The organism is Janthinobacterium sp. EB271-G4-7A (assembly GCF_020858075.1).
Taxonomy (GTDB): Bacteria; Pseudomonadota; Gammaproteobacteria; order Burkholderiales; family Burkholderiaceae_D; genus Janthinobacterium; species Janthinobacterium lividum.
In genome coordinates, this window is record NZ_JACYMI010000007.1 from 103005 (window position 1) to 127167 (window position 24163).

Annotated in this window: 25 protein-coding genes; 11 read left to right on the plus strand and 14 right to left on the minus strand. The window is 62.0% G+C overall.

The features are described 5' to 3' along the window. Positions 1-167 precede the first annotated feature (167 nt). The 6 genes from rpmH (at position 168) to IGS58_RS28005 (ending at position 4636) form a co-directional block, all read left to right on the plus strand. Positions 168-302, plus strand: coding sequence for a 50S ribosomal protein L34 (rpmH, locus tag IGS58_RS27980; protein ID WP_010401996.1), 135 nt, complete (start codon positions 168-170; stop codon positions 300-302). Positions 303-310: 8 nt separating this feature from the next. Continuing rightward, a complete protein-coding gene (rnpA, locus tag IGS58_RS27985; RefSeq protein WP_080753306.1) occupies positions 311-763 on the plus strand; it encodes a ribonuclease P protein component in 453 nt (150 codons plus the stop codon). Next, positions 760-1020, plus strand: coding sequence for a membrane protein insertion efficiency factor YidD (gene yidD, locus IGS58_RS27990; RefSeq protein ID WP_034754335.1), 261 nt, complete (start codon positions 760-762; stop codon positions 1018-1020). Before rnpA ends, yidD begins: the two co-directional genes overlap by 4 nt. Before the next feature lie 11 nt (positions 1021-1031). Further along, positions 1032-2762 carry a membrane protein insertase YidC gene (gene yidC, locus IGS58_RS27995; protein ID WP_070258727.1) on the plus strand — a complete coding sequence of 577 codons (1731 nt, stop codon included), beginning with the start codon at positions 1032-1034 and terminating at the stop codon, positions 2760-2762. Positions 2763-2947: 185 nt separating this feature from the next. Then, positions 2948-4327: a tRNA uridine-5-carboxymethylaminomethyl(34) synthesis GTPase MnmE gene (gene mnmE, locus IGS58_RS28000; RefSeq protein WP_230523233.1), complete on the plus strand. Its 1380-nt coding sequence runs from the start codon at positions 2948-2950 to the stop codon at positions 4325-4327. Positions 4328-4336: 9 nt separating this feature from the next. Further along, positions 4337-4636, plus strand: coding sequence for a hypothetical protein (locus IGS58_RS28005; RefSeq protein WP_070258731.1), 300 nt, complete (start codon positions 4337-4339; stop codon positions 4634-4636). Between the two features lie 23 nt (positions 4637-4659). Here the strand turns inward: IGS58_RS28005 and IGS58_RS28010 are convergent, their stop codons facing one another. Beyond that, positions 4660-6357: a M1 family metallopeptidase gene (locus IGS58_RS28010; RefSeq protein ID WP_211552140.1), complete on the minus strand. Its 1698-nt coding sequence runs from the start codon at positions 6355-6357 to the stop codon at positions 4660-4662. Positions 6358-6536: 179 nt separating this feature from the next. Between IGS58_RS28010 and IGS58_RS28015 the strand changes: the two genes are divergently transcribed. Beyond that, positions 6537-6734: a hypothetical protein gene (locus IGS58_RS28015; RefSeq protein ID WP_034781317.1), complete on the plus strand. Its 198-nt coding sequence runs from the start codon at positions 6537-6539 to the stop codon at positions 6732-6734. A gap of 9 nt (positions 6735-6743) precedes the next feature. Here IGS58_RS28015 and IGS58_RS28020 read toward each other — a convergent pair whose 3' ends face one another. Both IGS58_RS28020 and IGS58_RS28025 read right to left on the minus strand, forming a co-directional pair. Continuing rightward, on the minus strand, positions 6744-7379 hold the full coding sequence (locus IGS58_RS28020; RefSeq protein ID WP_034781319.1) for an Hpt domain-containing protein: 636 nt from the start codon (positions 7377-7379) through the stop codon (positions 6744-6746). 105 nt (positions 7380-7484) lie between these two features. Further along, positions 7485-8435: a CAP domain-containing protein gene (locus tag IGS58_RS28025; RefSeq protein WP_268989985.1), complete on the minus strand. Its 951-nt coding sequence runs from the start codon at positions 8433-8435 to the stop codon at positions 7485-7487. 214 nt (positions 8436-8649) lie between these two features. On the opposite strand from IGS58_RS28025, the gene pssA reads away from it, so the two are divergent. Next, positions 8650-9444, plus strand: a complete 795-nt coding sequence (gene pssA, locus IGS58_RS28030; protein WP_230523234.1) for a CDP-diacylglycerol--serine O-phosphatidyltransferase — start codon at positions 8650-8652, stop codon at positions 9442-9444. A 137-nt stretch (positions 9445-9581) separates the two neighbouring features. On the opposite strand, the gene IGS58_RS28035 is transcribed toward pssA, so the two are convergent. Together IGS58_RS28035 and IGS58_RS28040 are read right to left on the minus strand one after the other, a co-directional pair. Beyond that, positions 9582-10508: an aldo/keto reductase gene (locus IGS58_RS28035; protein ID WP_070258735.1), complete on the minus strand. Its 927-nt coding sequence runs from the start codon at positions 10506-10508 to the stop codon at positions 9582-9584. A gap of 53 nt (positions 10509-10561) precedes the next feature. Then, on the minus strand, positions 10562-11125 hold the full coding sequence (locus IGS58_RS28040) for a TetR/AcrR family transcriptional regulator (RefSeq protein ID WP_070258737.1): 564 nt from the start codon (positions 11123-11125) through the stop codon (positions 10562-10564). A gap of 230 nt (positions 11126-11355) precedes the next feature. Here IGS58_RS28040 and IGS58_RS28045 point away from each other — a divergent pair, with 230 nt between their 5' ends. From IGS58_RS28045 to IGS58_RS28055, 3 genes are read left to right on the plus strand one after another with little or no spacing between them, the layout of a single operon-like run. After that, positions 11356-12048, plus strand: a complete 693-nt coding sequence (locus tag IGS58_RS28045) for a gluconate 2-dehydrogenase subunit 3 family protein (RefSeq protein ID WP_176385873.1) — start codon at positions 11356-11358, stop codon at positions 12046-12048. 38 nt (positions 12049-12086) lie between these two features. Continuing rightward, positions 12087-13874, plus strand: a complete 1788-nt coding sequence (locus tag IGS58_RS28050; RefSeq protein WP_052140055.1) for a GMC family oxidoreductase — start codon at positions 12087-12089, stop codon at positions 13872-13874. A 14-nt stretch (positions 13875-13888) separates the two neighbouring features. Continuing rightward, on the plus strand, positions 13889-15280 hold the full coding sequence (locus IGS58_RS28055; RefSeq protein ID WP_230523235.1) for a cytochrome c: 1392 nt from the start codon (positions 13889-13891) through the stop codon (positions 15278-15280). A 63-nt stretch (positions 15281-15343) separates the two neighbouring features. Here the strand turns inward: IGS58_RS28055 and IGS58_RS28060 are convergent, their stop codons facing one another. From IGS58_RS28060 to IGS58_RS28100, 9 genes are all read right to left on the minus strand, one after another. Continuing rightward, a complete protein-coding gene (locus IGS58_RS28060) occupies positions 15344-16489 on the minus strand; it encodes a D-alanyl-D-alanine carboxypeptidase family protein (protein ID WP_034754313.1) in 1146 nt (381 codons plus the stop codon). A 114-nt stretch (positions 16490-16603) separates the two neighbouring features. Beyond that, entirely contained in the window at positions 16604-17257 is a 654-nt protein-coding gene (locus IGS58_RS28065) for an alpha/beta hydrolase (protein WP_230523236.1), read from the minus strand. A gap of 35 nt (positions 17258-17292) precedes the next feature. Beyond that, positions 17293-17610 (minus strand): (2Fe-2S) ferredoxin domain-containing protein, encoded by a 318-nt coding sequence (locus tag IGS58_RS28070; RefSeq protein ID WP_034781335.1) that lies wholly within the window; start codon positions 17608-17610, stop codon positions 17293-17295. 40 nt (positions 17611-17650) lie between these two features. Further along, positions 17651-18838, minus strand: a complete 1188-nt coding sequence (locus tag IGS58_RS28075) for a VanZ family protein (RefSeq protein ID WP_034781338.1) — start codon at positions 18836-18838, stop codon at positions 17651-17653. Further along, positions 18835-19449, minus strand: coding sequence for an ABC-type transport auxiliary lipoprotein family protein (locus tag IGS58_RS28080; protein WP_034781341.1), 615 nt, complete (start codon positions 19447-19449; stop codon positions 18835-18837). The genes IGS58_RS28075 and IGS58_RS28080 overlap by 4 nt, the downstream gene beginning before the upstream one ends. A gap of 12 nt (positions 19450-19461) precedes the next feature. Then, complete coding sequence (locus IGS58_RS28085) at positions 19462-20421, minus strand: MlaD family protein (protein ID WP_034781344.1); 960 nt, start codon at positions 20419-20421, stop codon at positions 19462-19464. Next, complete coding sequence (locus tag IGS58_RS28090; protein WP_070253863.1) at positions 20421-21320, minus strand: ABC transporter ATP-binding protein; 900 nt, start codon at positions 21318-21320, stop codon at positions 20421-20423. Before IGS58_RS28090 ends, IGS58_RS28085 begins: the two co-directional genes overlap by 1 nt. Then, entirely contained in the window at positions 21320-22453 is a 1134-nt protein-coding gene (locus tag IGS58_RS28095) for an MlaE family ABC transporter permease (protein ID WP_034781349.1), read from the minus strand. Before IGS58_RS28095 ends, IGS58_RS28090 begins: the two co-directional genes overlap by 1 nt. Before the next feature lie 57 nt (positions 22454-22510). Next, on the minus strand, positions 22511-24031 hold the full coding sequence (locus IGS58_RS28100; RefSeq protein ID WP_070253864.1) for a B12-binding domain-containing radical SAM protein: 1521 nt from the start codon (positions 24029-24031) through the stop codon (positions 22511-22513). Between the last annotated feature and the right edge of the window lie 132 nt (positions 24032-24163).

The following is a 24163-nucleotide window of genomic DNA, read 5'->3' on the forward strand; positions in this document are numbered from 1 at the left end:
TCCGTGTTTATTCATTTGGAACGACAATATGGACTAAGCGTGGATTAAGCGGGCGATGAGATTGGCCAGCTTGTGCCTTGGCATAAGTGCGCGATTGTCATTGGCACCAAAAACTGACGGGACGTCAGACCCGATTTTGCATTTTTTTTGTTTTTAGCGAGACCAACATGAAACGTACTTACCAACCTTCCGTCGTTCGCCGCAAGCGTACGCACGGCTTCCGCGCTCGTATGGCTACCCGTGGTGGCCGTGATGTGCTCAACGCACGTCGCGCAAAGGGCCGCAAACGTCTGGCCGTCTAGGCTTGTCGTTGACAGCTGATCGCGTGGCTAGCTGTACTCCAGTCGGCAATCAACGCGAAGGTTCACACGACTTCGCGCGCGTTCGGCGTATCGTTAAAACGGATGAATTTTCATCCGTTTTTCGTTTGCGCCCTTCGCAAAAAACAGCGCATTTTGTGCTGTACACCCGACACAATCAATTGCCGCATGCGCGGCTGGGCGTCGTTGTGGCCAAGCGTTTCGCGCCGCGCGCGGCGACCCGCAACACGATCAAGCGCGTCACGCGCGAGCTGTTTCGCAACAGCGCGATGCCGCCGGTCGACTGCGTGGTGCGTTTGTCGCGCGCCGTCAACAGCAAGGATGGCCCGGCCACCACGACCCGGCTCAAAGCCGAGCTGCGTGAGGAATTGAGCCGCCTGTTCGCGGCGCAAATCGCCGCCCAGGCCCGTTCTGTTGCTGCGCCACCACCATCCGCGCCATGAAAACCCTGCTGCTGTTCCTGCTGCGCGCTTATCAGTTGCTGATCAGCCCCATGCTGGGACAGAATTGCCGTTTCTATCCGAGCTGTTCGCATTACGCGATGGAAGCGCTGCGCGTGCACGGTACGGCCAAGGGCAGCCTGCTGGCTGCCAAGCGCCTGTGCCGTTGCCACCCCTGGAATGAAGGGGGCGTCGACCCGGTGCCGCCGGCCGATGGCAAACAATCTTCAACGACCGCTTGCGGTTGCAACCACTCCTGACAAATACCCTAATGGATATCAATAAACGTACCATCCTGTGGATCGTGTTTTCCGTCTCGCTGGTAATTCTCTGGAACGAATGGATGATCTCGAACGGCAAGCCGTCGATGTTCTCCGCGAACACGGAACAAACCGCCAAGGCGCCTGCGACCCCTGCCAAGACGGCTGCCCTGCCAGCTGCGGCAGGCGTGCCTGCCCTGCCGGGCGAGGCTGTCGATCCCGCCGCGTTCAAGCGCGAAGTGATTACTATCACCACCGACGTCATCAAGGTCGATATCGACACCCTGGGCGGCCAGGTCAAGCGTCTGGAATTGCTGAAATTCAAGGGCGCGGGCAATCCTGGCTGGTTCGGCGGTTGCTTCGGCCTGTTCAAATGGTGCCAGCCGGACGATGGCAAGCAAAACGAAGTGCTGTTCGACGAAGGCGCGAACCACACCTACTTGGCGCAATCGGGCCTGGTCGGCGGTCCATTCCCTACCCACGCGAGCGGCTTCACCGTGCAGCCTGGCGTACGTACCCTGGCCGATGGCAAGCAGATCCAACTGGTGATGGAAGCGGTCGAAGGCGGCGTCAAGCTGACCAAGACGTTTACCTTCAAGCGCGGCGACTACGTCATCGACGTGCGCCACGACGTGTCCAACGTGGGCGCGGCGCCTGTCACGCCGCAGCTGTATCTGCAACTGACGCATGACGGCAACAAGCCGGTCGGCGATTCGTTCTTCAACAGCAGCTTTACCGGTCCTACCCTGTACACGCCACAGGACAAGTACCAGAAGCTGACGTTCGAGAAAATCGAAAAAGCGGCCGCAGAAGACGAGAAGAAAGGCAACGACAATGCCATGAAGGGCTTGCATCCGGCGACGGCGAATGGCGGCTGGTTTGCGATTTCGCAACACTTCTTCGTGTCCGCATTCGTTCCGCCTGAGAACGCCAAGCGCGACATCTTCACGAAGAAGGTCGGCCCCAACCTGTACGCCATCGGCAACGTGCTGCCCCTGCCAACCCTGGCGCCAGGCGCCTCGGCCAGCATGGACAGCAAGCTGTACTCGGGTCCGCAAATCGCGCACCTGCTGGAAAACGTCTCGCCTGGCCTGGAACTGGTCAAGGATTATGGCTGGCTGACCATCATCGCCAAGCCGATGTTCTGGGTCATGGAACAGATCCACAGCGTGCTGGGCAACTGGGGCTGGACCATCATCGCCTTCACGATCCTGATCAAGCTGCTGTTCTTCCCGCTGTCGGCCGCCGGCTACCGCAGCATGGCCAAGATGAAACTGGTCACGCCGAAGATGCAAGCCATCCGCGAACGCTTCAAGGGCGATCCGCAAAAGATGAACCAGGCCACGATGGAGCTGTACAAGACGGAAAAGATCAATCCGCTGGGCGGCTGCCTGCCGATTTTGATCCAGATGCCCGTCTTTATCGCCCTGTACTGGGTCTTGAACGCGTCCGTGGAAATCCGCGGCGCGCCATGGATCGGCTGGATCACCGACCTGGCCCAGCATGACCCATGGTGCATCCTGCCCGTGCTGTACGCGATCTCGATGTTCATCACGACCAAGCTGAACCCGGCCCCGGCCGATCCGATGCAAGCGAAGATGATGCTGTTCATGCCACTGGCATTCTCGGTGATGTTCTTCTTCTTCCCGTCGGGCTTGGTACTCTACTGGGTCGTCAACAACGTCCTGTCGATCGGCCAGCAATGGGTGATCACCAAGAAATACGCGCCTGCCGTCAAGTAAGTCCGGCCAGCGACCATAAAGCCCGCCTAGTGCGGGCTTTTTAATTCTTGTAGGTCGGATTAGCGCGGCAAGGCCACGCGTAATCCGACACTATCGCCAGCGTGTGCTGCGTCGGCTTACGCGCTGCGCGCTAAGCCGACCTACGTTGCTGCACCTTCCCTTGCCGTACCTATTACAATATCCCCATGAAACTCGACTCTTCCCCTATCGCCGCCATCGCCACCGCTCCCGGACGCGGCGGCATCGGCGTGGTACGCGCCTCCGGCAAAAATCTCGCCCCTTTGATGGCTGCCCTGTTCGGCGCGCAGCAACTGAAACCGCGCCACGCCACCTATCTGCCATTCACGGAAAGCGATGGCGCCATCATCGACCAGGGCATCGCCATCCACTTCAAGGGTCCGCATTCGTACACGGGCGAAGACGTGCTGGAATTGCAGGGCCATGGCGGCCCCGTGGTGCTGCAGCTGCTGCTGGCGCGCGTGCTGGAAGCGGGCCGTGACAGCGGCTTGCGCCTGGCCGAACCGGGCGAATTTACACGCCGCGCGTTTTTGAATGACAAGCTTGATCTGGCGCAAGCCGAAGCCGTGGCCGACCTGATCGATGCCTCCACGGAGGCGGCCGCCAAGTCCGCTTCGCAATCGCTGTCGGGCGCGTTTTCCAACACGATCCACGCGCTGGTGGAGCAGGTGACGGGACTGCGCATGCTGGTTGAAGCGACCCTGGATTTCCCGGAAGAAGAAATCGATTTCCTGGAAAAATCGAATGCGCGCGGCCAGTTGAAGGCCGTCATCGAAGCATTGCATAAAGTGTTTGCGCAGGCGGCGCAGGGCGCGCTGCTGCGCGAAGGCCTCAATGTCGTGCTGGCGGGCCAGCCCAACGTCGGCAAGTCGTCGCTGCTGAACGCGCTGGCGGGCGCCGACGTGGCGATCGTTACGCCGATCGCCGGCACCACGCGTGACAAGGTCAGCGAAACCATCCAGATTGAGGGCATTCCGCTCAACATCATCGACACGGCCGGTATCCGCAGCGCGGGCGACACCATCGACGCCGTCGAGCGCATCGGCATCGAACGCACGTGGGGAGAGATTGGCAAGGCCGACGTGATCCTGCACCTGTTGGATGCCGACCATGGCCCCACCCTGGCCGATGAAACCATCGTCGCCGCCTTCCCCGAAGGCGTGCCCGTGGTGCGCGTGTGGAACAAGATCGACCTGTCGGGCCACAAGCCCAGCGTCGACAGCCTGCCCGATGCCACGCACGTGTATCTGTCGGCGCACGAGCACATCGGCATTGACCTCTTGCGCGCCGAGCTCTTGCGCATCGCCGGCTGGCAGCAGACGGGCGAATCGCTGTACCTGGCGCGCGAACGCCATCTGATCGCCTTGAAATCGGCCGGCAAGCACCTGGACATCGCCGCCGAGCACGCGTCCCAGGACGACCAGTCGCTGGACCTGTTCGCCGAAGAGCTGCGCCTGGCGCAAGTACAACTGTCGAGCATCACGGGCGAGTTTTCGCCTGACGATCTGCTGGGCGTGATCTTCAGCCGTTTCTGCATCGGCAAGTAAGGGGAAGCGATGAAAATGTTGATCGCTGCCGCACTGTGCTGTCTGCCCTTGCTGGCTCAAGCAGAGGAAAAGCTGCCGCGCGACGTGGCGCAGTTCATTGAGCATGCGCAAATGTGCGAACACTTTGCCGGCGAATGGGATGACAACGACAAGGCGCGCCAGCGCGAGATCACGCAAGCCGTCGCCAGCTCATGTGGCCAGGCGCAGCGGCAGTGGAAACGGCTGTCCGCCAAGTATGCAGGGCAGCCGACGCTGCAAAAAATCATTGCCGACAATGCCAATGACGCGGTGCGCAGTTTCCGGAAATAGCGGCTGCCCTGACTTGTGGCAGCTCAGCTCTTCTTGTGCTTGGCCTGCTCTTCCCTGAATTTCTGAAAGGTATCGATATGTTCAGCCTGGCGCAGCACGCGCGAGTGCGGGTCGAGCGTGTACGTGGCGCCAGCCGGCAGGGGCAGTTCGCCAAAGCCCAGCGACATGGAAACGGTATGGATTTCCTTGCCGATACGTACTTCCACCGGCATCGGGAAGGCGATATCGGCAGGCGTCTTCCATAGCAGGCGCAGGGTGTCGCCGTCACGCACGGCGGACAGTTCCGGCAGCGCGGCCTGGTACAGATAGGCCTGGAAGAACCAGTCGTAATTGCTGCCCGTGACTTTGTTGACGATGGCCATGAACTCCGTCGTGCTGCCATAGCGCGGCTGGAACTGGCCCGGCTGCGGCTGTTCCGTGCCGTAGACGAGCAGGCGCACGGCGCGGAAGAACGCGTCGTCGCCGATCAGGCCGCGCAAGGTGTGCAGCACCAGCGCCCCTTTCACATAAATGTCGCCGCCCGGCCCGCCCTTCTTCAGGTCGTAGACTTCTTCCTCGCTTTTCGGCTTGCCCGAGACCATGGGGGCCTTGTTGACGATGCCAGCGCGCATTTGCTGCAACGAAGCAAAATACTCCTGTTCTCCCCGCAGATACTGCATGTACAGCGGTTGCATATACGTGCCGAAGCCTTCGTGCAGCCACATGTCGTCCCAGTTGCTGTTGGTGAGCTGGTTGCCGAACCATTCATGGGCGAATTCATGTTGCAGCAGCTCATCGTAGCCATAGCTGGTCTTGGCGAATTTGTTGCCATAGGCATTGATGGTCTGGTGTTCCATACCCTTGTGCGGCGTTTCGGCGATACCGACTTTTTCATCGCCAAATGGGTAGGGGCCGATGACGCTTTCAAAAAAATCTAGCATGGGCGGCAATTCCGCGAACAGGGCGCCCGCCTTCGCCTCGCTTTCCGGCAAGTACCAGAACTGCAGGGGGATGCGGTTGCCGTAGCGGCTAGCATATTCGCCCTGCAGGCTGCGGTAGGGCGCCACGTTGAGGGCGATGCCATACGTGCTCGGGTGTTTGGCGCGCCAGTGCCAGGTGCGCCAGCCGTCGGCCTCATCCATGCCAAGCGCGATGCCGTTGCCGGCCGCCACCAGCGGCGCCGGTACCTGGATATGCTGGTCGATCAGCTGGGCCTTGCCCATCGGATGGTCGATGCAGGGCCAGAACAGGTCGCAGCCCTCGCCCTGCACGGCGCTGGCGATCCACGGCGCGCCATCGGCCGTGCTCGACCATACCATGCCGCCATCCCACGGCGCTTTCACGGCGACGTGCGGCACGCCGTGGTAGACGATGCGGATGGTGGTGCGCGCGCCTGCCGCGAGGGTGGCCGGCAAGGTCATGCTCAGGCGCCCGTCCGGGTTGGCATAGTCTTGCGGCCGCAGCGGCTTGCCGTCGATTTCGATGGCATCGACCGGCAGATTGCGGTCCAGGTCCAGCGCGAAACGCGAGATCGGCTGCGTGGCCAGGAAGGTCAGGCGCGCGTCGCCGGCGATGCTGCGGCTGGCCGGGTCGATGCGCAAGGTCAGGTCGGCGTGTTCGAACACCACTGCCAATTGCTCCGGCGTGCGTTCGGCGCCCGAATTGAGGGTGTAGGCAGTGGGCGCGCGTGTGGCGCAGGCGCTGAGCAGCAGGCAGGAGAGCAGCAGAGGGATGTGTTTCATGGCGAGCGCGCAAGTGAACGGAACACTGATTGTAGTGTGAAGTGGCAACGTTGTCGTTTGGAAATTTCAAAGTGCCGATGGGGCAAGCGTGGCCGCCGTTGAGAAATGTCATGGGCTTCAAACTGTGCTGACGTAATCTTGCTGAGCGGCCTTGAAGTGCCGCTAGGAAAGGAAGCGCCATGGACAGCAAACAGCCGGACGTCGTGGAACGCGAGGGAGAGGTGCTGGCGGCATTGCCCGCCATGCCGGAATTGATCGCTACCTTGCCGCCAAAAGGCGCGTGCTGGTACTGCGACAAGCCGCTCGACGCCGTGCGCCGCTTTTGCGGCAAGAGTTGCGGCATGGCTTACGCGGAAGAGGCGCAATACCACCGTTGAGCGTGGAGACTAGCGGCGCCGCAGCAGTGCCGCCAGCGCGCCGTCGAAATCGAACTCGTGCGCGGCGGCTGCCACTTCCTGGTAGACGTTGACGCCCAGGCTGGCCGCCAGCAGGCTGGCCGAGTTTTCCAGGATGTCGATGGCCGCCCCGTCGCCTTCGCGCAGATGGCTGGCCAGGCGCGCCAGCAGCAGCTGGATGGCGGGCGCGGCCGGATCGGGCGCCACGTCCTGCGCCGCCGTGTGGGTTGCCTCCGGCGTGCCCAGCATGCTGCTGACCGCGCCCAGCAATTGATCCTGCGCCAGTTCCAGCTGCAGCATTTGCCGGGCCAGGTCGGGCGCTTGCGCACGCAGTGCCGACTCCAGCGTTTCGGCCAGGCCATGCACGTGGCGCGCACCGATCATGCCGGCGGCGCCCTTCAAGGTATGCGCCTTCAGGCGCGCGGAGGCATAGTTGCCCGTGTCGAATTCGGCGCGGATCTGGCACGGCGTGGTGCCGTGGTCATGCAGGAAGCGGCGCAGGATTTTCAGGTACAGGATGCGGTCGCCCATGATGCGGCCCAGTCCGTTCTCGACATCGAGAATGCGGACCATGTCGGATGCCGCAACGGCGGCATCATCATCGCAAGTGGCGTGTGGTTTCAGCATGCTGTGCAGAGCGCCCGAAAACTTGTCAATTGCCGTAAAGCAGGAACAGCTATTCTACATCCAGTCGTCCCCGACGCTGCGCCCGCTTGGCAGTCGGCAAAATCGCTAGCGTGTCGTGAATGACCAGCTCTGCGTGACGTCCGTACCATTGACTTTGCCGATGAAACTCACGTCATAGGCCGTGTTCGCCAGCAGCGGCGCCAGCGGGATGATGGACGCGGCCGAGACTGGCGTATGTGCATCATTGCCGCTGGTGAGCAGGCGCACCGTCAAGTCCGCGGCGGCACCGCGCTGGCGCACGCTGAACGCCGTCACGCTGACGGTCGTGCCGTAGTTGGCATGCACGCTGATCGGGTAGCCGACCACGTCCTGGTTCGGCACGGGATCGGGTGCTTCGTTATCGCTGGAAAAACTGACGGCTACCTTTTGCTGGCCACCGAATGGGTAGGTGACGATTTTCCCTGCCGCCAGCCCGGAGCCATAGCTGCGGTTACCGGCCAGGTCGGTGGTGAAATACGCATAGCCGGCGCCACTGACGGCCGCGCCCGCGCCCCCTTCCTTGAAGAGGGGCTCGAAAATGACGAAGCGGTGATAAATGGCCGTGACCAGTTCCTCGGCCAGGTAAAAGCCGGACGTGTTGCTGGCGCCGGCGATGACTTCCCCCTGCAGCGACGTGACGACGTAGCCGGCCTTGGCCAGGCGGTCGCCCAGTTTGACGCCGGTAAAGCCGGGCTTGCCCTGCACTTGCTCGTGCGCCACTGTATTGTTGAGATTCAAGTAGTTGGAATGGCCCAGGGCCGCGCTGTCGATCAAGCCATTGCGCACCATTGGCGACAGGCCGATCTGGCTGCGCCGGTAGTTGAACCAGTTGAAACCATCGGTGGCAATATTGTTGCTGAGGACGGGAGCACCGGGCTCCTGTGTCAGCTGCCCTGCCGGGGTCGAGGTGCTCAGCGACGTCTTGTCGCCGCTATCGCCGCCACCACAGGCGCTCAGCAGGGCTGCGCTCAGCAGGGCGGATATCCAGTATTTCCAACGCAGTGACGAGACAATCAAGTTGACTCCTGTATAGGTAGGCGGACAGCGGTAAGCCAACGTGCTGCCCTGTAAAACGATTCTAAGGCATTTTTATATGCCGTAGAGCATCCATGACAAGATATGTCGCGCGCTCGTGCGCGGACGGTGCCGCAGCTGCGCAGGGTAGAATGAGCATAGTGCAGCGTTTGCCGCTGCGTAGCCTCATTACCGATTTCTTTGATTGCCCACAAATTTGAACACATCGCCCAAGTCGCGCCTGCAGCGCGCCAAGTACGCCTTGCCCAGCATGGTGACTTTGCTTTCGATAGCCTGCGGTTTTGCCAGCATCGTCATTTCCGTCGATAACGCGACTGTCGGCGACGCGGATGCCTACCGTCTGGCCGCCGCCTTGCTGGTGCTGGCCGGTGTGTTCGATGCGCTCGACGGCTATGTCGCGCGCCTGACGAACACCAGTTCGCAGTTTGGCGTGCAGCTCGATTCCATCGCCGACGTGATGAATTTCGGCTGCGCCCCGGCCGTCCTGTTGTACTGCTACGGTTTTGTGCAGATGGGCGTGCACGATCCGCTGCTGCTGCGCTTTGGCGGCATGGCCAGCTTCTTCTTTGTCGCGTGCGGCGCCATGCGCCTGGCGCGTTTCAATGTGAACGTGGGGCGTACCGATCCCCTGTATTTCGTCGGCATGCCGATCACGGCCGGGGCCGCTTGCGTGGCGGCCGTGGTGGTGGCGTGGCCGGCGCCCATCGATTCCATGCTGCACAGCTATCTGCTGATGCTGCTGCTGGTGGGCGTGGGCAGCCTGATGGTGTCGACCTTGCGCTTCCCCAGCTCCAAGCAAAAGAAAAGCCTGGCCGCGCTGCTGGTGCTGATCGTCGCCATCGCCCTGCTGGTGTGGCTGAAGACCAGCTTCTTCGCGCTGTTCTTCGCCGTCTACATCGCCGCCACCCTGCTGCTCAACCTGGCGTGGTACCTGGGCTGGCGCGGTATTGCGTTGCCGCAGGTATTCAACGACCCTGACGAGATCGACTAGAACGCCTAACAACCTACTGCGCGTCGCGATTTGCGGCCTGCGATGCTCACTGACTCGGCGTCCCCGTGTATTCGCACAGCTGCGCTTCTCTGCCACAACTCACTGCCGCTCGCTACGGTTGTTAGACCTTCTAAGTATTAAGCCACCTCGTGCCCGCGCGCGGCACGCAGGATGGCGAACCAGTCGCTGCGGCTGAGCGTGAACTGCGTGCCTTCCACGGCCACGCCCACGGCTTCGATGCGGCCCGTGCCCGTCAGCGGCAGGGGACGGCATGGCAATTGCATGATCCAGGCAAACACTACGCTGGCAAACGGACGCTGCAGCTGGTCGGCGATCTGCTTGATGACATTGCGCAAATTCTCCACATTCGCGTCGCCGCCCTGGAACAGGCGGCCGCCCGCCAGCGGCGACCAGATCATCGGCGCCACTCCCACATCCTGCAAGCCGTCGAAGGTTTCATCGAACAGCGGCGCCACGTGCAGCGGCGAAAATTCCACCTGGTTCGTCACCAGCGGGAAGCGCCGGTGCAGGCACTCGAACTGGTGGCGGCTGAAATTCGACACGCCAAAGTGCAAGACCTTGCCCGCCTGCTGCAGCTGGGTGAAGGCGCCGGCGATCTCGTCAAAATCCATCAGCGGGTCGGGACGATGGATCAGCAGCAAGTCCAGGCGGTCCGTGTGCAACTGGCGCAAGGTGTGTTCCACGGAACTGGTGATGTGCGCCGCGCTCGTGTCGTAATGCTGGATGGCGTGGCCGGGCCGGTGCGGCGACAGCAGCTTGATGCCGCATTTGCTGACCAGTTCCATCTTGTCGCGCAAGCCCGGCTGCAGGGCCAGCGCTTCGCCGAACAGGCCTTCGGCGCTGTAATCGCCATAGATATCGGCATGGTCGAAACTGGTCACGCCCAGCGCCAGGCATTGCTCGATAAAGGCCAGGCGCTGCTGCGCCGACATATTCCACTCGCCGATGCGCCACATGCCGGCGACGATGCGCGACAGTTCGGGACCGTTGCTGCTTAAACGGCTGCGCGGCGCTTGCAGGCTGGCGGGAAATACATGGCTCATGGGCTGGCTTTCTGATGGTGGCGAAGAAGGTGATGCCCCGATTATATCCAGTGCTACAGCATGCTGCGGATAAAGCGGCAGCAACGTTCCTGCAGGGCAGCGTCGAGCTGGCCGCCCAGTTGCATCTGGTACACGAGCGCCGATTGCAGCATGAAGGCAAACAGGCGCAGGTCGAGGTCGGCGCGCACGCCGATGTTGACCAGGCGCTGCACCACCAGGGTGATCCACGGTGCGACGATCTGCTCGCGGAAGCGCAGCTGCGCCGCCGCATCATTGTGGATCAGCACCAGGAGATCGCAGGTGAAGCGGCCGTCGGCGTTCAGGTTGTCGAAGATGCGTGCGCAGATCGCCTCGATTTCCTGGCCGTCCGGCATGTCGAGCGCGCGCTGCAGCTTTTCCGCCGTGCGCTTGACGAGCGCGTCAAGCAGCATGTCTTCGCGGCGCGGCCAGCGCCGGTAGATCGTCTGACGCCCCACGCCGGCCACGTCGGCCACCATCTGTATCGTCACGGCGTCGAGCCCATGCTGGCGCACCAGCATGACGATCGCTTCCAGTACCGCATCTTCCACGCCCGCCTTGCGCGGGCGGCCACGCACCGCTGCCTCTTTTTTAATCACGTCGAACCTGTCTCTGAATGTTTCTTTTAATTATGGTACGATGCGCACCGTAAATGCAAAGCAACTGCTTGTCAATCATGTTGGTCAATTAACCGGCAGGTTGATGCAGCGCGCCGCGATACTCCAGTCATCTCTACGTGAAATCTGCAATCTCAGCGGCGCGTGCCCGCATTTTCTTTCTGACTCCCACATCCATCACTGTGGCGGCTCGTGCCGCCTGAGGAAAACCTATGAAAATCATCGGGATTTCGCCCCACCGGCGTAACTTCCTGCGCAAGGCCGTCGGCGCCGCGCCTGCCGTGGCCTTGCTGGCCGGCGCCGGCGGCGGCCTGGCCATGGCCGTCTCCAAGGACCAGCCTGCCTACAAACCGCGCTTTTTCGACGCCACCGAATGGGCCACATTGAGCGCACTGGTCGACCGGCTGATCCCGGCCGATGGCGAAGGGCCGGGCGCGCTGGAATCGGGTGCGCATGAATTCATCGACTTGCAGATGAACACGCCGTACGCGTATGGCGCGCTGTGGTACATGCAGGGGCCGTTCGTGCCCTCGATCGAACAGTTCGGCTACCAGTTCCACATGGCGCCGCGCGAGCTGTACAAGAGCGCCCTGGCCGGCGTCAATGCAGCCGTCAATAAACAGTCCGGCAAGCCTTTCGTGCAGCTGAACGCGGCCGAGCGCGATGCCGTCATCACGCAATTGCAAAAGGGAAGCCTGGACATCGGCGCAGTGCCGGCCAAGGTCTTCTTCAACCAGCTGCTGCAAAACACGCGCGAAGGCTACTTTTGCGACCCCGTCCACGGTGGCAACAAGGACATGCTGGCCTGGAAGATGGTGGGTTTCCCCGGCGCGCGCGCCGATTACATGGATTGGGTGGAGCAATACGGCAAGAAATACCCGCTGCCGCCTGTTTCTATCGCATAAGACTTTTTGTAGCAGATCAAAGAAAAAGAAAAACCATCATGAGTGATATCAAACCAGATGTAAAAATGAAGCCTGTCGATGCCGTGATTGTCGGCTTTGGCTGGACCGGCGCCATCATGGCCAAGGAAATGACGGAAGCGGGCCTGAACGTGGTCGCGCTGGAACGCGGCGAGTACCGCGACACCTATCCCGACGGCGCCTATCCGAAGACCCTCGACGAGCTGACCTACATCCAGCGCAGCAAGCTGTTCCAGGATATGTCGAAGAGCACGTTCACCTTCCGCCACAGTATCACGGGCGTGGCCGTGCCGTACCGTCAGATCGGCGCCTTCAAGCCCGGCACGGGCGTGGGTGGCGCAGGTCTGCACTGGTCGGGCATGCACTGGCGCGTCTTGCCGGAAGAGCTGCAAATCCGCAGCCACTACGAACGCCGCTACGGCAAGAAATTCATCCCCGAAGGCATGACGATCCAGGACTTCGGCGTGACCTACGCCGAGCTGGAGCCGCACTTCGATTTCGTGGAAAAAGTCTTCGGCACCTCGGGCCAGGCGTATAAGGTCAACGGTATCGTCGTCGGCGACGGCAATGTGTTCGAGGGCGACCGCTCCGACAATTACGCGCTGGCGCCGCAAAAAGTGCCGTACACGGCCGAACTGTTCCGCCGCGCGGCCAAGGCCGTCGGTTATCACCCATTCGTCAACGCTTCGTCGAACGCGTCCGGCCCGTACACGAACCCGTATGGCTGCCAGATGGGACCGTGCAATTTCTGCGGTTTCTGCTCCGGTTACGCCTGCTACAACTATTCCAAGGCGTCGCCCAACGTCAACATCATGCCGGCCCTGCGCATGGTCTCCAATTTTGAATTGCGCGCCAATTGCAATGTCGTGCGCATCAATCTCGACGGCAGCAAGAAACGCGCTACCGGCGTGACCTACATCAATGCGGACGGCAAGGCCGTCGAGCAGCCGGCCGACCTGGTCATCGCCAGCGCCTTTGCCTACAACAACGCGCATCTGTTTTTGCTGTCGGGCATCGGCAAGCCGTACGACCCCGTCAGCAATGAAGGCGTGGTGGGGCGCAATATCGCCTACCAGATGATGTCCACCATCCAGACCTTTTTCAAGGAGGACACGAACACGAACCCCTTCATCGGCGCCGGCGGCACGGGCGTCGCCCTCGATGACTGGAATGGCGACAATTTCGACCATGGCCCGCTGGGCTTTGTCGGCGGCTCACCCGCCTGGTGCAACCCGGCCGGCTCCAAGCCCATCTCGGGCATCGCCACGCCGGATGGCACGCCCGCCTGGGGTTCTGCCTGGAAAAAGGCCGTCAAGAAGAGCTATTTGAACACGGTCTCCTTCGACTGCCACGGCGCCAACATGACGTATCGCGACTGCTATGTCGACCTGGACCCCACCTACACGGACAAGTATGGCCAGCAATTGCTGCGCTTTACCTTCGACTGGAAGGAAAACGACATCAAGATGAGCCGTTTCGTCACCGACAAGATGATGAAGGTGGCTGAGGCCATGAATCCGGAAGCGATCAAGGTGTCCGTCAAGAGCGTGGGCGACCACCTGGACTTGCGCAACTACCAGACCACCCACTGGGCGGGCGGCACGGCCATGGGCGCGGATCGCAAGACCAGCGTCGTCAACCGCTATCTGCAGAGCTGGGACGTGCACAACGTGTTTGCCGTCGGTTCCAGCGTGTTCCCGGTCGGTATCGGCTACAACCCGACGGGCCTCGCTTGCGCGCTGACCTACTGGTCGGCCAAGGCCATCCGCGAGCAATACCTGAAAGATCCCCGTCCCCTGGTCGCCTGATAAAGAACAAGAAGATGAACAACACATTCACCCATACCGTGGGCGCGCTGCTGCTGGCGCTTGCCTCCAGTACCCCCAGCATCGCCTGGTCTGCCACCACCCCGAACGCCCAGCTGATACGCCAGGGCGAATACCTGGCCCGCGCCGGCGACTGCATCGCCTGCCATACGGCCGGCACGAAAGGCCAGCCGTTCGCGGGCGGCCTGGGCATGGAAACGCCGATCGGCAAGGTGTATTCCACGAATATCACGCCGGATAAAAAGGCCGGCATCGGCGACTGGAGCTTTGCCGATTTCGACAAACTGATGCGTACCGGCGTGACGAAACATGGCTACACCGTGTATCCGGCCATGCCCTACCCCTCATATTCGCGCCTGAGCGAGGCGGATATGCAGGCCCTGTACGCCTACTTCATGCATGGCGTGAAGGCGGACCCGACGCCGAACAAGGCGGCCGATATTCCATGGCCGCTGTCGATGCGTTTCCCCTTGACCATCTGGCGCTGGGCGTTTGCCCCCACGCCGCAGCCCTACAAGGCGCCAGCCACGGGCGACGCGCAATTGCTGCGCGGCGCCTACCTGGTGCAGGGCCTGGGCCACTGCGGCGCTTGCCACACGGCGCGCGGCGTGGGCATGCAGGAAAAATCGCTGACGGACGAAGGCAACACGACGTTCCTGGCCGGCGGCGGCGTCATCGACGGCTGGTCCGTGCCCTCGCTGCGCAATGAGCATGGCGGCGGCCTGGCGCGCTGGAGCGCGGCGGAGATCGCCGAATTCCTCAAAACGGGCCGCAACAGCCATACGGCATCGTTCGGCGCCATGAACGATGTGGTGGCCCATTCCATGCAGCACATGACGGATGGCGACCTGGCGGCGATGGCGAAATACCTGAAGTCGCTGCCGCCGTCGAATCCAGCCACGCCGGCCTTCGTGGCCGATGACAAGCTGGGCAAGCAATTGTTCAGCGGTATCGTCAATTCCAAGGGCGCGCAGCTGTACCTGGACCGCTGCGCCGGCTGCCACCGCTCCGACGGCAAGGGCTACGACAAGGCCTTCCCTGCGCTGGCCGGCAATGCCGTGCTGCAGACGAACGATCCCACGTCGGCCATCAATATCGTGCTGTCGGGTGGCGCCGTGCCGGCCACGCGCACGGCGCCGTCGGCGCTGACGATGGCGCCGTATGCCGACATTTTTGATGACGAGCAGACTGCCCAGGTGGTGACCTTCATCCAGACCAGCTGGGGCAACCGCGGCACACCGGTGACGGCGGCGCAGGTGGCCAAGGTGCGCAAGGTGTCCGTGCCGGTGGAAGCGTCGCAGACGGAGGCGACGTTTGCGGCAGGCCGCCACGGCACCTTCCCCCCCGTGGCGCGCAAGCCGCACCTGAAGGATGCGCCGGCGAAGTAAAGTCTACGGACGAAAAAAATGCCCGCAGCATCTGCGGGCATTTTTTATGGGGGGGCTAACTGCTTATTTCATCCACAGGCGCATCGAATCCCAGGCGCGGCCGAAGATCGTGGCCTGGTTGATGGTTTCCAGCGCCACGACAGGCAGTTCCAGCAGGACCTTGTCGTCGACCATCATTTTCAGTTTGCCGACAGGGGCGTTTTCAGCCAATGGCGCGACCAGCGGGTCCTTGCGTTCCAGCACCGGTTTCATCTTGGCAGCCGTGCCTTTCGGTACGGTGACGAGCACATCGCGGGCGAAACCGATTTTCACGGTGCCTTTCGAGCCCTTCCACACTTCCGGCGTGGCCACGGCCTGGCCCTTCGAGTACAGCTTGACCGTATCGAAGTTCTGGAAGCCCCAGTTCAGCAGCTTCTGGCTTTCCTGCGTGCGTGCCTGGTCCGACGAGGTGCCCAGCACCACGGAGATCAGGCGGCGCTCGCCCGTGCCGCCTGGACGGCGGGCCGACGCGATCATGCAATAGCCAGCCGCTTCCGTATGGCCCGTCTTCATGCCATCGACGGTTGGGTCCAGCCACAGCAGGCGGTTGCGGTTAGGCTGGGTGATTTTGTTGTACGTAAAACTCTTGATGGAATCGATTTTGTAGAATTCCGGGTAGTCGGCGATCACGCGCTTGGCCAGCACGGACAAGTCTTGCGCCGTGGAATAGTTATCGGGGCTAGGCAAGCCATGCGGATTGGCAAAACGCGTGTTTTTCAAGCCCATGCGTTGCGCTTCGCGGTTCATCAGCACGACGAACGTGCCTTCATCGCCAGCAACGGCTTCAGCCAGCGCCACGGCGGCGTCGTTACCCGATTGAATCATCAGGCCGTGCAGCAAATCGTCGATCGAGACCGGGGTAGCCGGGTCGATGAACATCTTCGAGCTGCTCGAATCGACTTTCCAGGCACGCACGGACACGTTCACTTTTTGGTCCAGCGCCAGTTTCTTTTCGCGGATGGCGGCAAACGTCAGGTAAGCCGTCATGATCTTGGTCAACGATGCCGGCTCGATGCGCGCGTCCGGATCTTGCGAAGCAATGATCTGGCCACTGGTGGCGTCAAGCAACAGCCAGGACTTGGCGGCGATGGTCGGGGCTGGAACGCTCTGGGCGTAGGCGGCGGAAAAGAAAAATACACTGGAGGCCAGTGCCGCTAAAAGTTTTTTCATGGGGCTGGTCTGCGAGAAAAAGATGAAGGCTGAGGGCCATGCTGTTGCTACCTGCATGGCCGCGTGGAAAAAACGGATCAATTATAGCCGTGGAGGCGCTAGTAAGCCCACACTTCAATGATCATCTGCTGCGATTGCGGGTTTGTCACCATGCCACAGGGCAATCACGAGGTTCTTGATGTGGTTGAGCTTGCGGTGGAAAAAGTGGTCGGCGCCGGGGATCACGATCACGGGAATGTCTTGTGGACGGGCCCAGTCGAAGACGGCGGACAGGGGAATCGTGTCGTCCAGTTCGCCGTGGATCAAGATGGTGTCGGCGGGAATATCGGCCATGGCCCACTTGCCGGCCGCGCTGCCGATCAGCGCCAGGCGCTCGACGGGTGTGCCGGCGGCAGCCAGGCGCTCCTGCAGTTTCGATTGCACGAAGGTGCCGAACGAGAAACCGGACAAGGCCACGGGCAAGCCCGGGTACAGGCTGCGCATGTGTTCATACAGCAATTGCATGTCGTCCGTCTCTCCCGCGCCATGGTCATGCACGCCTTCGGAAGCACCCACGCCGCGGAAGTTGATGCGTGCCACCACGTAACCGAGCGCGACAAAGGCGCGCGCCAGGGTTTGCGTGACCTTGTTATCCATCGTGCCGCCGTATAAAGGGTGCGGGTGGGCAACGAGGGCGATGCCGCGCGGAGTGTCTGCCGGGAAATCGAGCAAGCCTTCCATGCTGCCTGCATGGCCGGCGAGGGTAAATTTTTCCGAGTTTCTGTTCATGATGCTCATACTGGTGGGTATCTCTTAAATTGGCATTAAATCTTGAGGCGTTCGACAATTTTGCCGCCCACCAGATGCGTATCGATGATTTCATCGATATCGCTGGTGTCGACATAGGTGTACCAGGTCGCTTCCGGGTAGATCACCAGCAGCGGGCCTTCTTCGCAGCGGTCCATGCAGCCGGCCTGGTTGATGCGGATCTTGCCCGCGCCATTCATGTCGAGTTCCTTGATGCGGCGCTTGCAATGCTTTTGCGCCGCTTCCGCGCCATGGTCGCCGCAGCTGTTGCGGCCGTCTTCGCGTTTATTCATGCAGAAAAAAACGTGGCGTTCAAAATACGGTGCGTCGCTCATACTATTCTCCTGCTGATTCATCAATGCGCCATGATAACGCTTATGGGTGGTCTTCGCGACGCTGGCGCTGCACGTCCTCCTGCCGGTTCAGGCGGTGCGAGGGCAAGCACAGGAACCACAGGGCCATGAAGGGCCACAGCAAGGCGAGGAATTGCGCCGCGCCATTGAAGTTCAGGAACTTGCCTTGCACCCAGCCTTGCAAGGTTGACATGAAGTACGGGTTGATCGGCGTCGTATTCACCATCACCAGGCTCAGCAGCAAGGTGGCGGCCGCGATGCGGCGCTGCGCCACGTGCGGGGCGAACGCCAGGCCGCCCAACATGATCAGGCCGATCAGGAAACCGCCCTGGGCGCCCGGCGTGATCCAGACGAAGGCGTTTTCGGGCGAAAACAGCAGCGCGCTGGCCATCGAGCGCACGGTCAGGGCGGCGGCGATGAGGATCAGCATCAGCACGGTGCGGGGCGCCGCGCGGCGCAGCAGGCACAGCAAGGTAAGCACGGCGCCCGTCATGCCGCACGCCGTGATGATGGTTTCCGAAAGCCAATATTGCTCGACAGTTAAGATCACGTCGGGACGCAGGTAGGTGGCCAGGTCGATCTCCATGCCCGCCAGGCGCGACAGCCAGTCAGACAGGATGGGCAGCAGCTGGCCCAGGCCGAACAGATAGCCTTGCGGATAGATCTGCGCCAGCGGCCACAGGGCCACCAGCACCAGGCCCTGGCTGGCATGCTGGGCAAACCAGCGCTGGCGCAATCGGTACAAATGGCTATGGTCGAGCAGCTTGCGCGCCGTCAGGGCGCCGATGATGGAACCGATGCAGCAGCCGGCCGAATTCGTATAAAAGTCCAGATTCGACGATACGCGGCTGGGCAAATAGGTTTGCACGGCTTCCATGCTGCCGGAAATCAACATGCCGCACAGGCTGGCGACGATGACGGCAAAGAAACCCGTGATGCGTGGAAACAGTGAATACACGATCAAGGCGCCCAGCGGGATGTAGCCGACGACATTGATGCCCACGTCAAAGCCCGTCCAGTAGCGGGGCATGCGCGTGTTTTCCAGGAACGTCAGCGGCGACAGGCCATTGCTGTGCCAACCCGTGAACGGAAACCAGCTGGCGTAAACGATCAGGAAGACGTAGGCGAGCAGGGTCGCGCGCGACACGGGCGAGGAGCGGACGGGCGGCAGTGGTGCCGCCGGACTGGCGGGGGAAGCTGGCGCCGTCATTCTTTCGGGATGGTCAGCGTGCCCAGCCAGGTCAGCAGGTCGGCGGCGATGGCGTCCGAGGCCGCCGCCAGCGCCTGCGCGCCCCCTTGCGCGTCGGCGCTGCTGGCCGGGCCGCTGCGGCTGAAGGTTTTCTGGTCGATCAGGCGGTGGCCGCGGAACAGCGAGGCGCGCAGCGAGACATGGCCGCTGCTCTGCGTTTGCGTATCGAAAGCTTGCGAAAAATCATCGACGTCGATGCGCAGCAGGGGCATGCCGGCGGCCGCGTCCGTGGTCGACAGCACTTTCACGCCGCTTTGCGCCACGCGGGTTTTCAGGCGCTGGCTCAGTAGTTGCAGCGGCGGCGTGTTCCAGCGGTTGTAGGCGTACGGGCGCGATTGCTGCGCATCGGCGTACAGCAAGCGGTAATACATGCGCTGGCTGTCCAGCCAGGATGGACCGTTGGCGTCGGCGATCACCAGCACGGGCACGGCTGGCGCCGCCGGCTGCGCGGCGGCCAGCGGCGCGGCCGGGCCGAAATCATAAAACGTGGGGACGGGGCCGCGGCTGGCGCAACCGCCCAGCAGGAATGCGGCGGCCAGGACGAGTGCGCTGAGATTGCGTGGGATAGGCATGCGGTGTTCTCCTTATTTGCCCGGCGCCGAAAAACCGGGCTCGCCCGGGCCGGGCGGGATGTCTGGGGCGCCGAACAAGATGCTCTGCGGCTGTTCATTGAGCGTGCTCATGGTGGTTTTCAGGGCGCGCATCGACGAGCGCGCCTCGCCGCTCAGCTCGATTACCTGTGGCAAGACTTCCAGCGATACGCCATTGGCCACCGTTTCCACCGAGTTGCCGACCCGGTCGACCGTGCCATTGACCTTGTCGAGCACGCCGCCGGGCGCCTGGATATCGTTGCCCAGCTTTTTCCACGTGGCCGTCAAGTCCGACACGTTTTTGCCGGCCGTGCTGACGGCCGTCAGGGTTTGCCGCGTCTGTTCCGTCAGTTGCGGCAATTGCGTCAGGGTCGGCTCGAGCTGCTGCGGAATGGCGCCAAAGGCCTTGGCCGCCTTGCCCACTTCATTGAAGGCGCCCAGCATGGCCGCCTGGTTCTCGGGGCTGAGCAGGTTGTTGACCTTGTTGGTGATCTGTTCGGCCTGGTCGAGGATGCGTTTGCCGCGCTTTTCCAGCTGGTCGAGCAAGCCCGCGCGCAGGGGAATCAGCGACGGCTTGTCCTTGCTGGTGCCCAGCAGTTTCGAGCCCACCTGTTCATCGTCGAGCTGGATGTAGGCGATACCCGTCACGCCCTGGTAGCCGAGGGTGGCAAAGGTGGTGTTGGTGACGGGGGTATCGGGCGCCACGCTGATGTGCACGAGGATTTGCCCCGCCTTTTGCGTGTCGAAGTCGATGGCGTCGACCTTGCCCACTTCCAGGCCCCGGTAGCGCACGGTCGCCTGCGGGTTCAGGCCCGGCACGGACAGGGTGGTGGCGAGCAGGTACGGCACCCGTTCCACGCGGTCGCGGTTGAACCAGACGCCGAACAGAATGGCGGCCACCAGCAGGGTGAGCGTAAAAAATCCCGTCATCAGGGCATGTGATCTGTTTTCCATTACTTCTCCGCTTTCTTGTCTGTGCCGGCGTCGTCGCCTGGCTGCGCCGCATTGCCCGCCGCCGCCTGTTTCTCATCGAGGACGGCCAGCGCGCGCTTGCCGCGGTCGCCGAGGAAAAATTGCTTGATGAACGGGTGGTCGACTTCGATCACCTCGCGCGTGGGGCCGATGGCGATCACGTGTTTTTCCGCCAGCACGGCGATGCGCGTGGACAGGGCGAACAAAGTGTCGAGGTCATGCGTGACCATCACCACTGTCAAGCCCAGTTCGCGGTGCAGCGACTGGATCAGGGCGACAAAACTTTCCGACAGGTCCGGGTCCAGGCCCGCCGTGGGTTCGTCGAGGAATAATAATTTCGGTTCCAGCGCCAGGGCGCGCGCCAGCGCCACGCGCTTGATCATGCCTCCCGACAAGTCCGAGGGCATTTTCAGCGCATGTTCCGGGCCCAGGCCCACCATGTTCATCTTTAATAGTACCGCGTCGTGCACCAGGGCTTCGGGCAGCACGCGCAATTCGCGCATCGGCTGGGCCACATTGTCGAACACGGTCAGGGCCGAATACAGGGCGCCTTGCTGGAACAGCATGCCCCAGTGGTTGCGTAACTGTTGCAGCTGGTCGGAACTTGCCTGGTTGATATCTTCGCCAAAAACTTTGACGCATCCCCGCGCCGGATGTTCCAGGCCCAGCATCTGGCGCAGCAGCACCGTCTTGCCCGTGCCGGAGCCGCCCACGATGGACAGGATTTCACCCCGTTCGATTTCCAGGTTCAAGTCCTGGTGCACGACGGTGCGGCCGAATTTGGTCCACAGATTGGTGATGTCCACCACGGGCGCGTCGCCGTGCAGGTTGAACTGGCCTTCCTTGCCGGTGCCGCAAGCGATATTGGTGTCGTCCGCCATCAGTAGCCCACTCCATTGAAGACGATGGCGAACACGGCGTCGGCCAGGATCACGACCGTGATGGCCGTGACGACGGCGGTGGTGGTGCCGCGCCCCAGGCTTTCCGTGTTGGCCTTGATGCGCAGGCCGAAGTGGCACGAGACCAGCGCGATCAGCATGCCGAAGATGACGCCCTTGCCCAGGCCGATCATGTAGTTGGCCAGCGGCACGGCGTCGGGCAGTTTCTGGATGAAGTAGCGCGCCGACAGGTTCAGTTCCACCTTGGCCGCCACCATGCCGCCGATCAGCGCGGCCGTATCCGTCCAGATGACGAGCAGGGGCATGGAAATGGCCAGGGCCAGCACTTTCGGCATGATCAGGCGGAAACCGTGCGAAATGCCCATCACCAGCATGGCGTCGAGCTCTTCCGTCACGCGCATGACGCCCAGCTGGGCCGTGATGGACGAGCCCGAGCGCCCGGCGACGAGGATGGCGGCGAGCAGCGGCCCGAGTTCGCGGATGACGCTCATGCCCAGCAGGTTGACCAGGTAGATGTCGCCGCCAAAGGCGCGCAGCTGCTGCGCGGACAGATAGGACAGCACCACGCCGATCAGAAAGCCGACGAGGGCCGTGATGCCCAGCGCCTGGAAGCCCGCATGGAAGATATTGGCGGAAATTTCACGCCATGGTCCGCGCATCGGATGGCGCGCGAAGCGGCCGATATCCTGCGTCACCTGGCCCACGAGGGCGATAAAACCCTTCAAATGCTCGAAAAACAGCAGGATGGCCATGCCCAGTTTCATCACGGGCGTGAGGCGGTTGGCGCGCGAGGGCGGCGTTTCCAACGGCCCCGTTTCTTCGATGCGCCTGAAAAACTCTTCCTGCGACGGCGCCAGGGTCAGCTGCGCCGGACGCTGCTTGCCCCAGGCATTCCAGAACAGCTGGGCGCCGATATGGTCCATGCTGTCGATGGCCGACAGGTCCCATTGCGCCTTGGTATCGCCCTGCAAGGGCTTGAGCTGGGCATCGATGGCCTTGATGGCATTGTCATGCGCCAGCGCGTGCACCTGCCAGGTGCCGCTGGCAGTGACAAGGGCTCCCTGTTGGGAGCTGGTCTGGGAGAGGGTCAGTTTCGGCGATTGTACAGTCGGCATCGTGCCAGTTTAAGGGAGAATGGCGCAGACCGCCACCGCTGTTCAATCGCCAGCCTGTCAGGAAGCCAGATGGCGTGCCTGCCGCTGCGGCAGGGCCACGTCCGGGCGCACCTTGGCGCCGCTAGTACTCACTTCGCTTGGCTTGCCATGCGCGGCCGCTTGCGCGCCGCCCGCATAGTCGCTGGCCAGCAGGGCATTGGCCTCGACCGCGCTCATGCCGCGCGTCTGCAGCCATTGCGCCACCAGCTTGGCCAGGCGTTCCATGGCGATGCGGTGGGTGGCATCCGTGTGGGCGTACAGCCAGTTCGAAAAATCCATGAAGTTTTCAAAAGGCGCATCACCGAGCATCCATTGCACCGTATTGGCGAAGCGGCCCGAGTTGGCCACCAGGTCCCAGTAGCGGGCGAAGCGCACGAGGCGCTGCATGCTCATGAAATCGAGCTGTTTATTCGCCAGGATGGTATAGGGCGGGTGCGGATCGAACACCATGCCATAGTTTTCCGTATGGCGGATGATGGGCGTGCCGCGCAGCCGCTTTAATATGCCGAACTGGATTTCATGCGGTTTCAAGGCCACCAGCTTGTTGAAGCCGGCCGCGAAACTCGCTTCATCCTCGCCCGGCAAGCCGGCGATCAAGTCCACGTGCAGATGGGCGTTCGATTCCTCGCACAGCCAGCGGATGTTGTCGGCCGCCTTTTGATTGTCCTGCTTGCGGCTGACCAGCGATTGCACGTCCGGATTGAAGCTCTGGATGCCGATCTCGAACTGCAGCGCGCCGGGCGGGAACTTGCTGATGCCTGCTTTCAAGGCATCGGGCAAGTGGTCGGGCACCAGTTCGAAGTGGGCATAGATGGGATCGTCCGGGTTCGCCTCGATCTTGTCCAGAAAGAACTGCATGATCTTCAAGCTGGTCTTGATGTTCAGGTTGAAGGTGCGGTCGACGAACTTGAACAGGCGGGCGCCGCGCGCATGCAGGGATTCCATCTCGGCCAGGAAATTTTCCAGGGCGAAGGGCCAGGCCGTCTTGTCCAGTGCGGACAGGCAGAATTCGCACTTGAACGGGCAGCCGCGCGATGCTTCCACGTAAATTGTGCGGTGGCGGATATCGTCGTCTGTATACAAGGAGTAGGGCAGTTGCAGTTCCGCCAGCGGGGCTTGCACGCCGGCATGGATCTTCATCAGCGGCTTCGGCCCGTTGAGGATCTCGCCGCACAGCTTGGGGAAGGTGACGTCGCCCCAGCCCGTGATCAGGTAGTCGGCCAGTTTGACGATCTCTTGCTCGCCCGCCTCATGCGACACTTCCGGCCCGCCCAGCACGATGATGACCTCGGGCGCCACGCGCTTGAGCATGGCCACCAGCTTGGTTGTTTCCTCTACGTTCCATATATACACGCCAAAACCGATGATGCGCGGCTTGTTGACGAGGATGCGCTCGACCAGTTCCGTGGTTTTCGTGCCGATGACGAATTCCTGCAGCCGCGTCTGCGCCTGCAACGGCCCCATATTGGCCAGCAAATAGCGCAATCCCAGCGAGGCGTGGGTGTAGCGGGCGTTCAGGGTGGAGAGCAGGATGGTCATGGGAGGCGATGGAAACGGCGAAACCGCTATTTTACGCTGTCGCGTCACCGGTGCGCTGCGGCCAGAAATGCCATGTTACCATTTGTCAATAATTACTAACTTGTCAATGCTACGGCAGGGTAAAGGAATACA

Bases quoted from the DNA above. Each gene is read 5' to 3' on its own strand.
- yidC (WP_070258727.1), top strand. From the start codon at position 1,032: ATGGATATCAATAAACGTACCATCCTGTGGATCGTGTTTTCCGTCTCG.
- IGS58_RS28010 (WP_211552140.1), bottom strand. From the start codon at position 6,357: ATGAAACACATCCCTCTGCTGCTCTCCTGCCTGCTGCTCAGCGCCTGC.
- IGS58_RS28035 (WP_070258735.1), bottom strand. From the start codon at position 10,508: ATGAGCCATGTATTTCCCGCCAGCCTGCAAGCGCCGCGCAGCCGTTTA.
- IGS58_RS28020 (WP_034781319.1), bottom strand. From the start codon at position 7,379: ATGCTGAAACCACACGCCACTTGCGATGATGATGCCGCCGTTGCGGCA.
- IGS58_RS28015 (WP_034781317.1), top strand. From the start codon at position 6,537: ATGGACAGCAAACAGCCGGACGTCGTGGAACGCGAGGGAGAGGTGCTG.
- IGS58_RS28005 (WP_070258731.1), top strand. From the start codon at position 4,337: ATGAAAATGTTGATCGCTGCCGCACTGTGCTGTCTGCCCTTGCTGGCT.
- IGS58_RS28080 (WP_034781341.1), bottom strand. From the start codon at position 19,449: ATGCCTATCCCACGCAATCTCAGCGCACTCGTCCTGGCCGCCGCATTC.
- mnmE (WP_230523233.1), top strand. From the start codon at position 2,948: ATGAAACTCGACTCTTCCCCTATCGCCGCCATCGCCACCGCTCCCGGA.
- IGS58_RS28075 (WP_034781338.1), bottom strand. From the start codon at position 18,838: ATGACGGCGCCAGCTTCCCCCGCCAGTCCGGCGGCACCACTGCCGCCC.
- IGS58_RS28090 (WP_070253863.1), bottom strand. From the start codon at position 21,320: ATGGCGGACGACACCAATATCGCTTGCGGCACCGGCAAGGAAGGCCAG.
- yidD (WP_034754335.1), top strand. From the start codon at position 760: ATGAAAACCCTGCTGCTGTTCCTGCTGCGCGCTTATCAGTTGCTGATC.
- IGS58_RS28055 (WP_230523235.1), top strand. From the start codon at position 13,889: ATGAACAACACATTCACCCATACCGTGGGCGCGCTGCTGCTGGCGCTT.
- IGS58_RS28085 (WP_034781344.1), bottom strand. From the start codon at position 20,421: ATGGAAAACAGATCACATGCCCTGATGACGGGATTTTTTACGCTCACC.
- IGS58_RS28050 (WP_052140055.1), top strand. From the start codon at position 12,087: ATGAGTGATATCAAACCAGATGTAAAAATGAAGCCTGTCGATGCCGTG.
- IGS58_RS28100 (WP_070253864.1), bottom strand. From the start codon at position 24,031: ATGACCATCCTGCTCTCCACCCTGAACGCCCGCTACACCCACGCCTCG.
- IGS58_RS28095 (WP_034781349.1), bottom strand. From the start codon at position 22,453: ATGCCGACTGTACAATCGCCGAAACTGACCCTCTCCCAGACCAGCTCC.
- IGS58_RS28070 (WP_034781335.1), bottom strand. From the start codon at position 17,610: ATGAGCGACGCACCGTATTTTGAACGCCACGTTTTTTTCTGCATGAAT.
- IGS58_RS28060 (WP_034754313.1), bottom strand. From the start codon at position 16,489: ATGAAAAAACTTTTAGCGGCACTGGCCTCCAGTGTATTTTTCTTTTCC.
- IGS58_RS28065 (WP_230523236.1), bottom strand. From the start codon at position 17,257: ATGAACAGAAACTCGGAAAAATTTACCCTCGCCGGCCATGCAGGCAGC.
- IGS58_RS28045 (WP_176385873.1), top strand. From the start codon at position 11,356: ATGAAAATCATCGGGATTTCGCCCCACCGGCGTAACTTCCTGCGCAAG.
- rpmH (WP_010401996.1), top strand. From the start codon at position 168: ATGAAACGTACTTACCAACCTTCCGTCGTTCGCCGCAAGCGTACGCAC.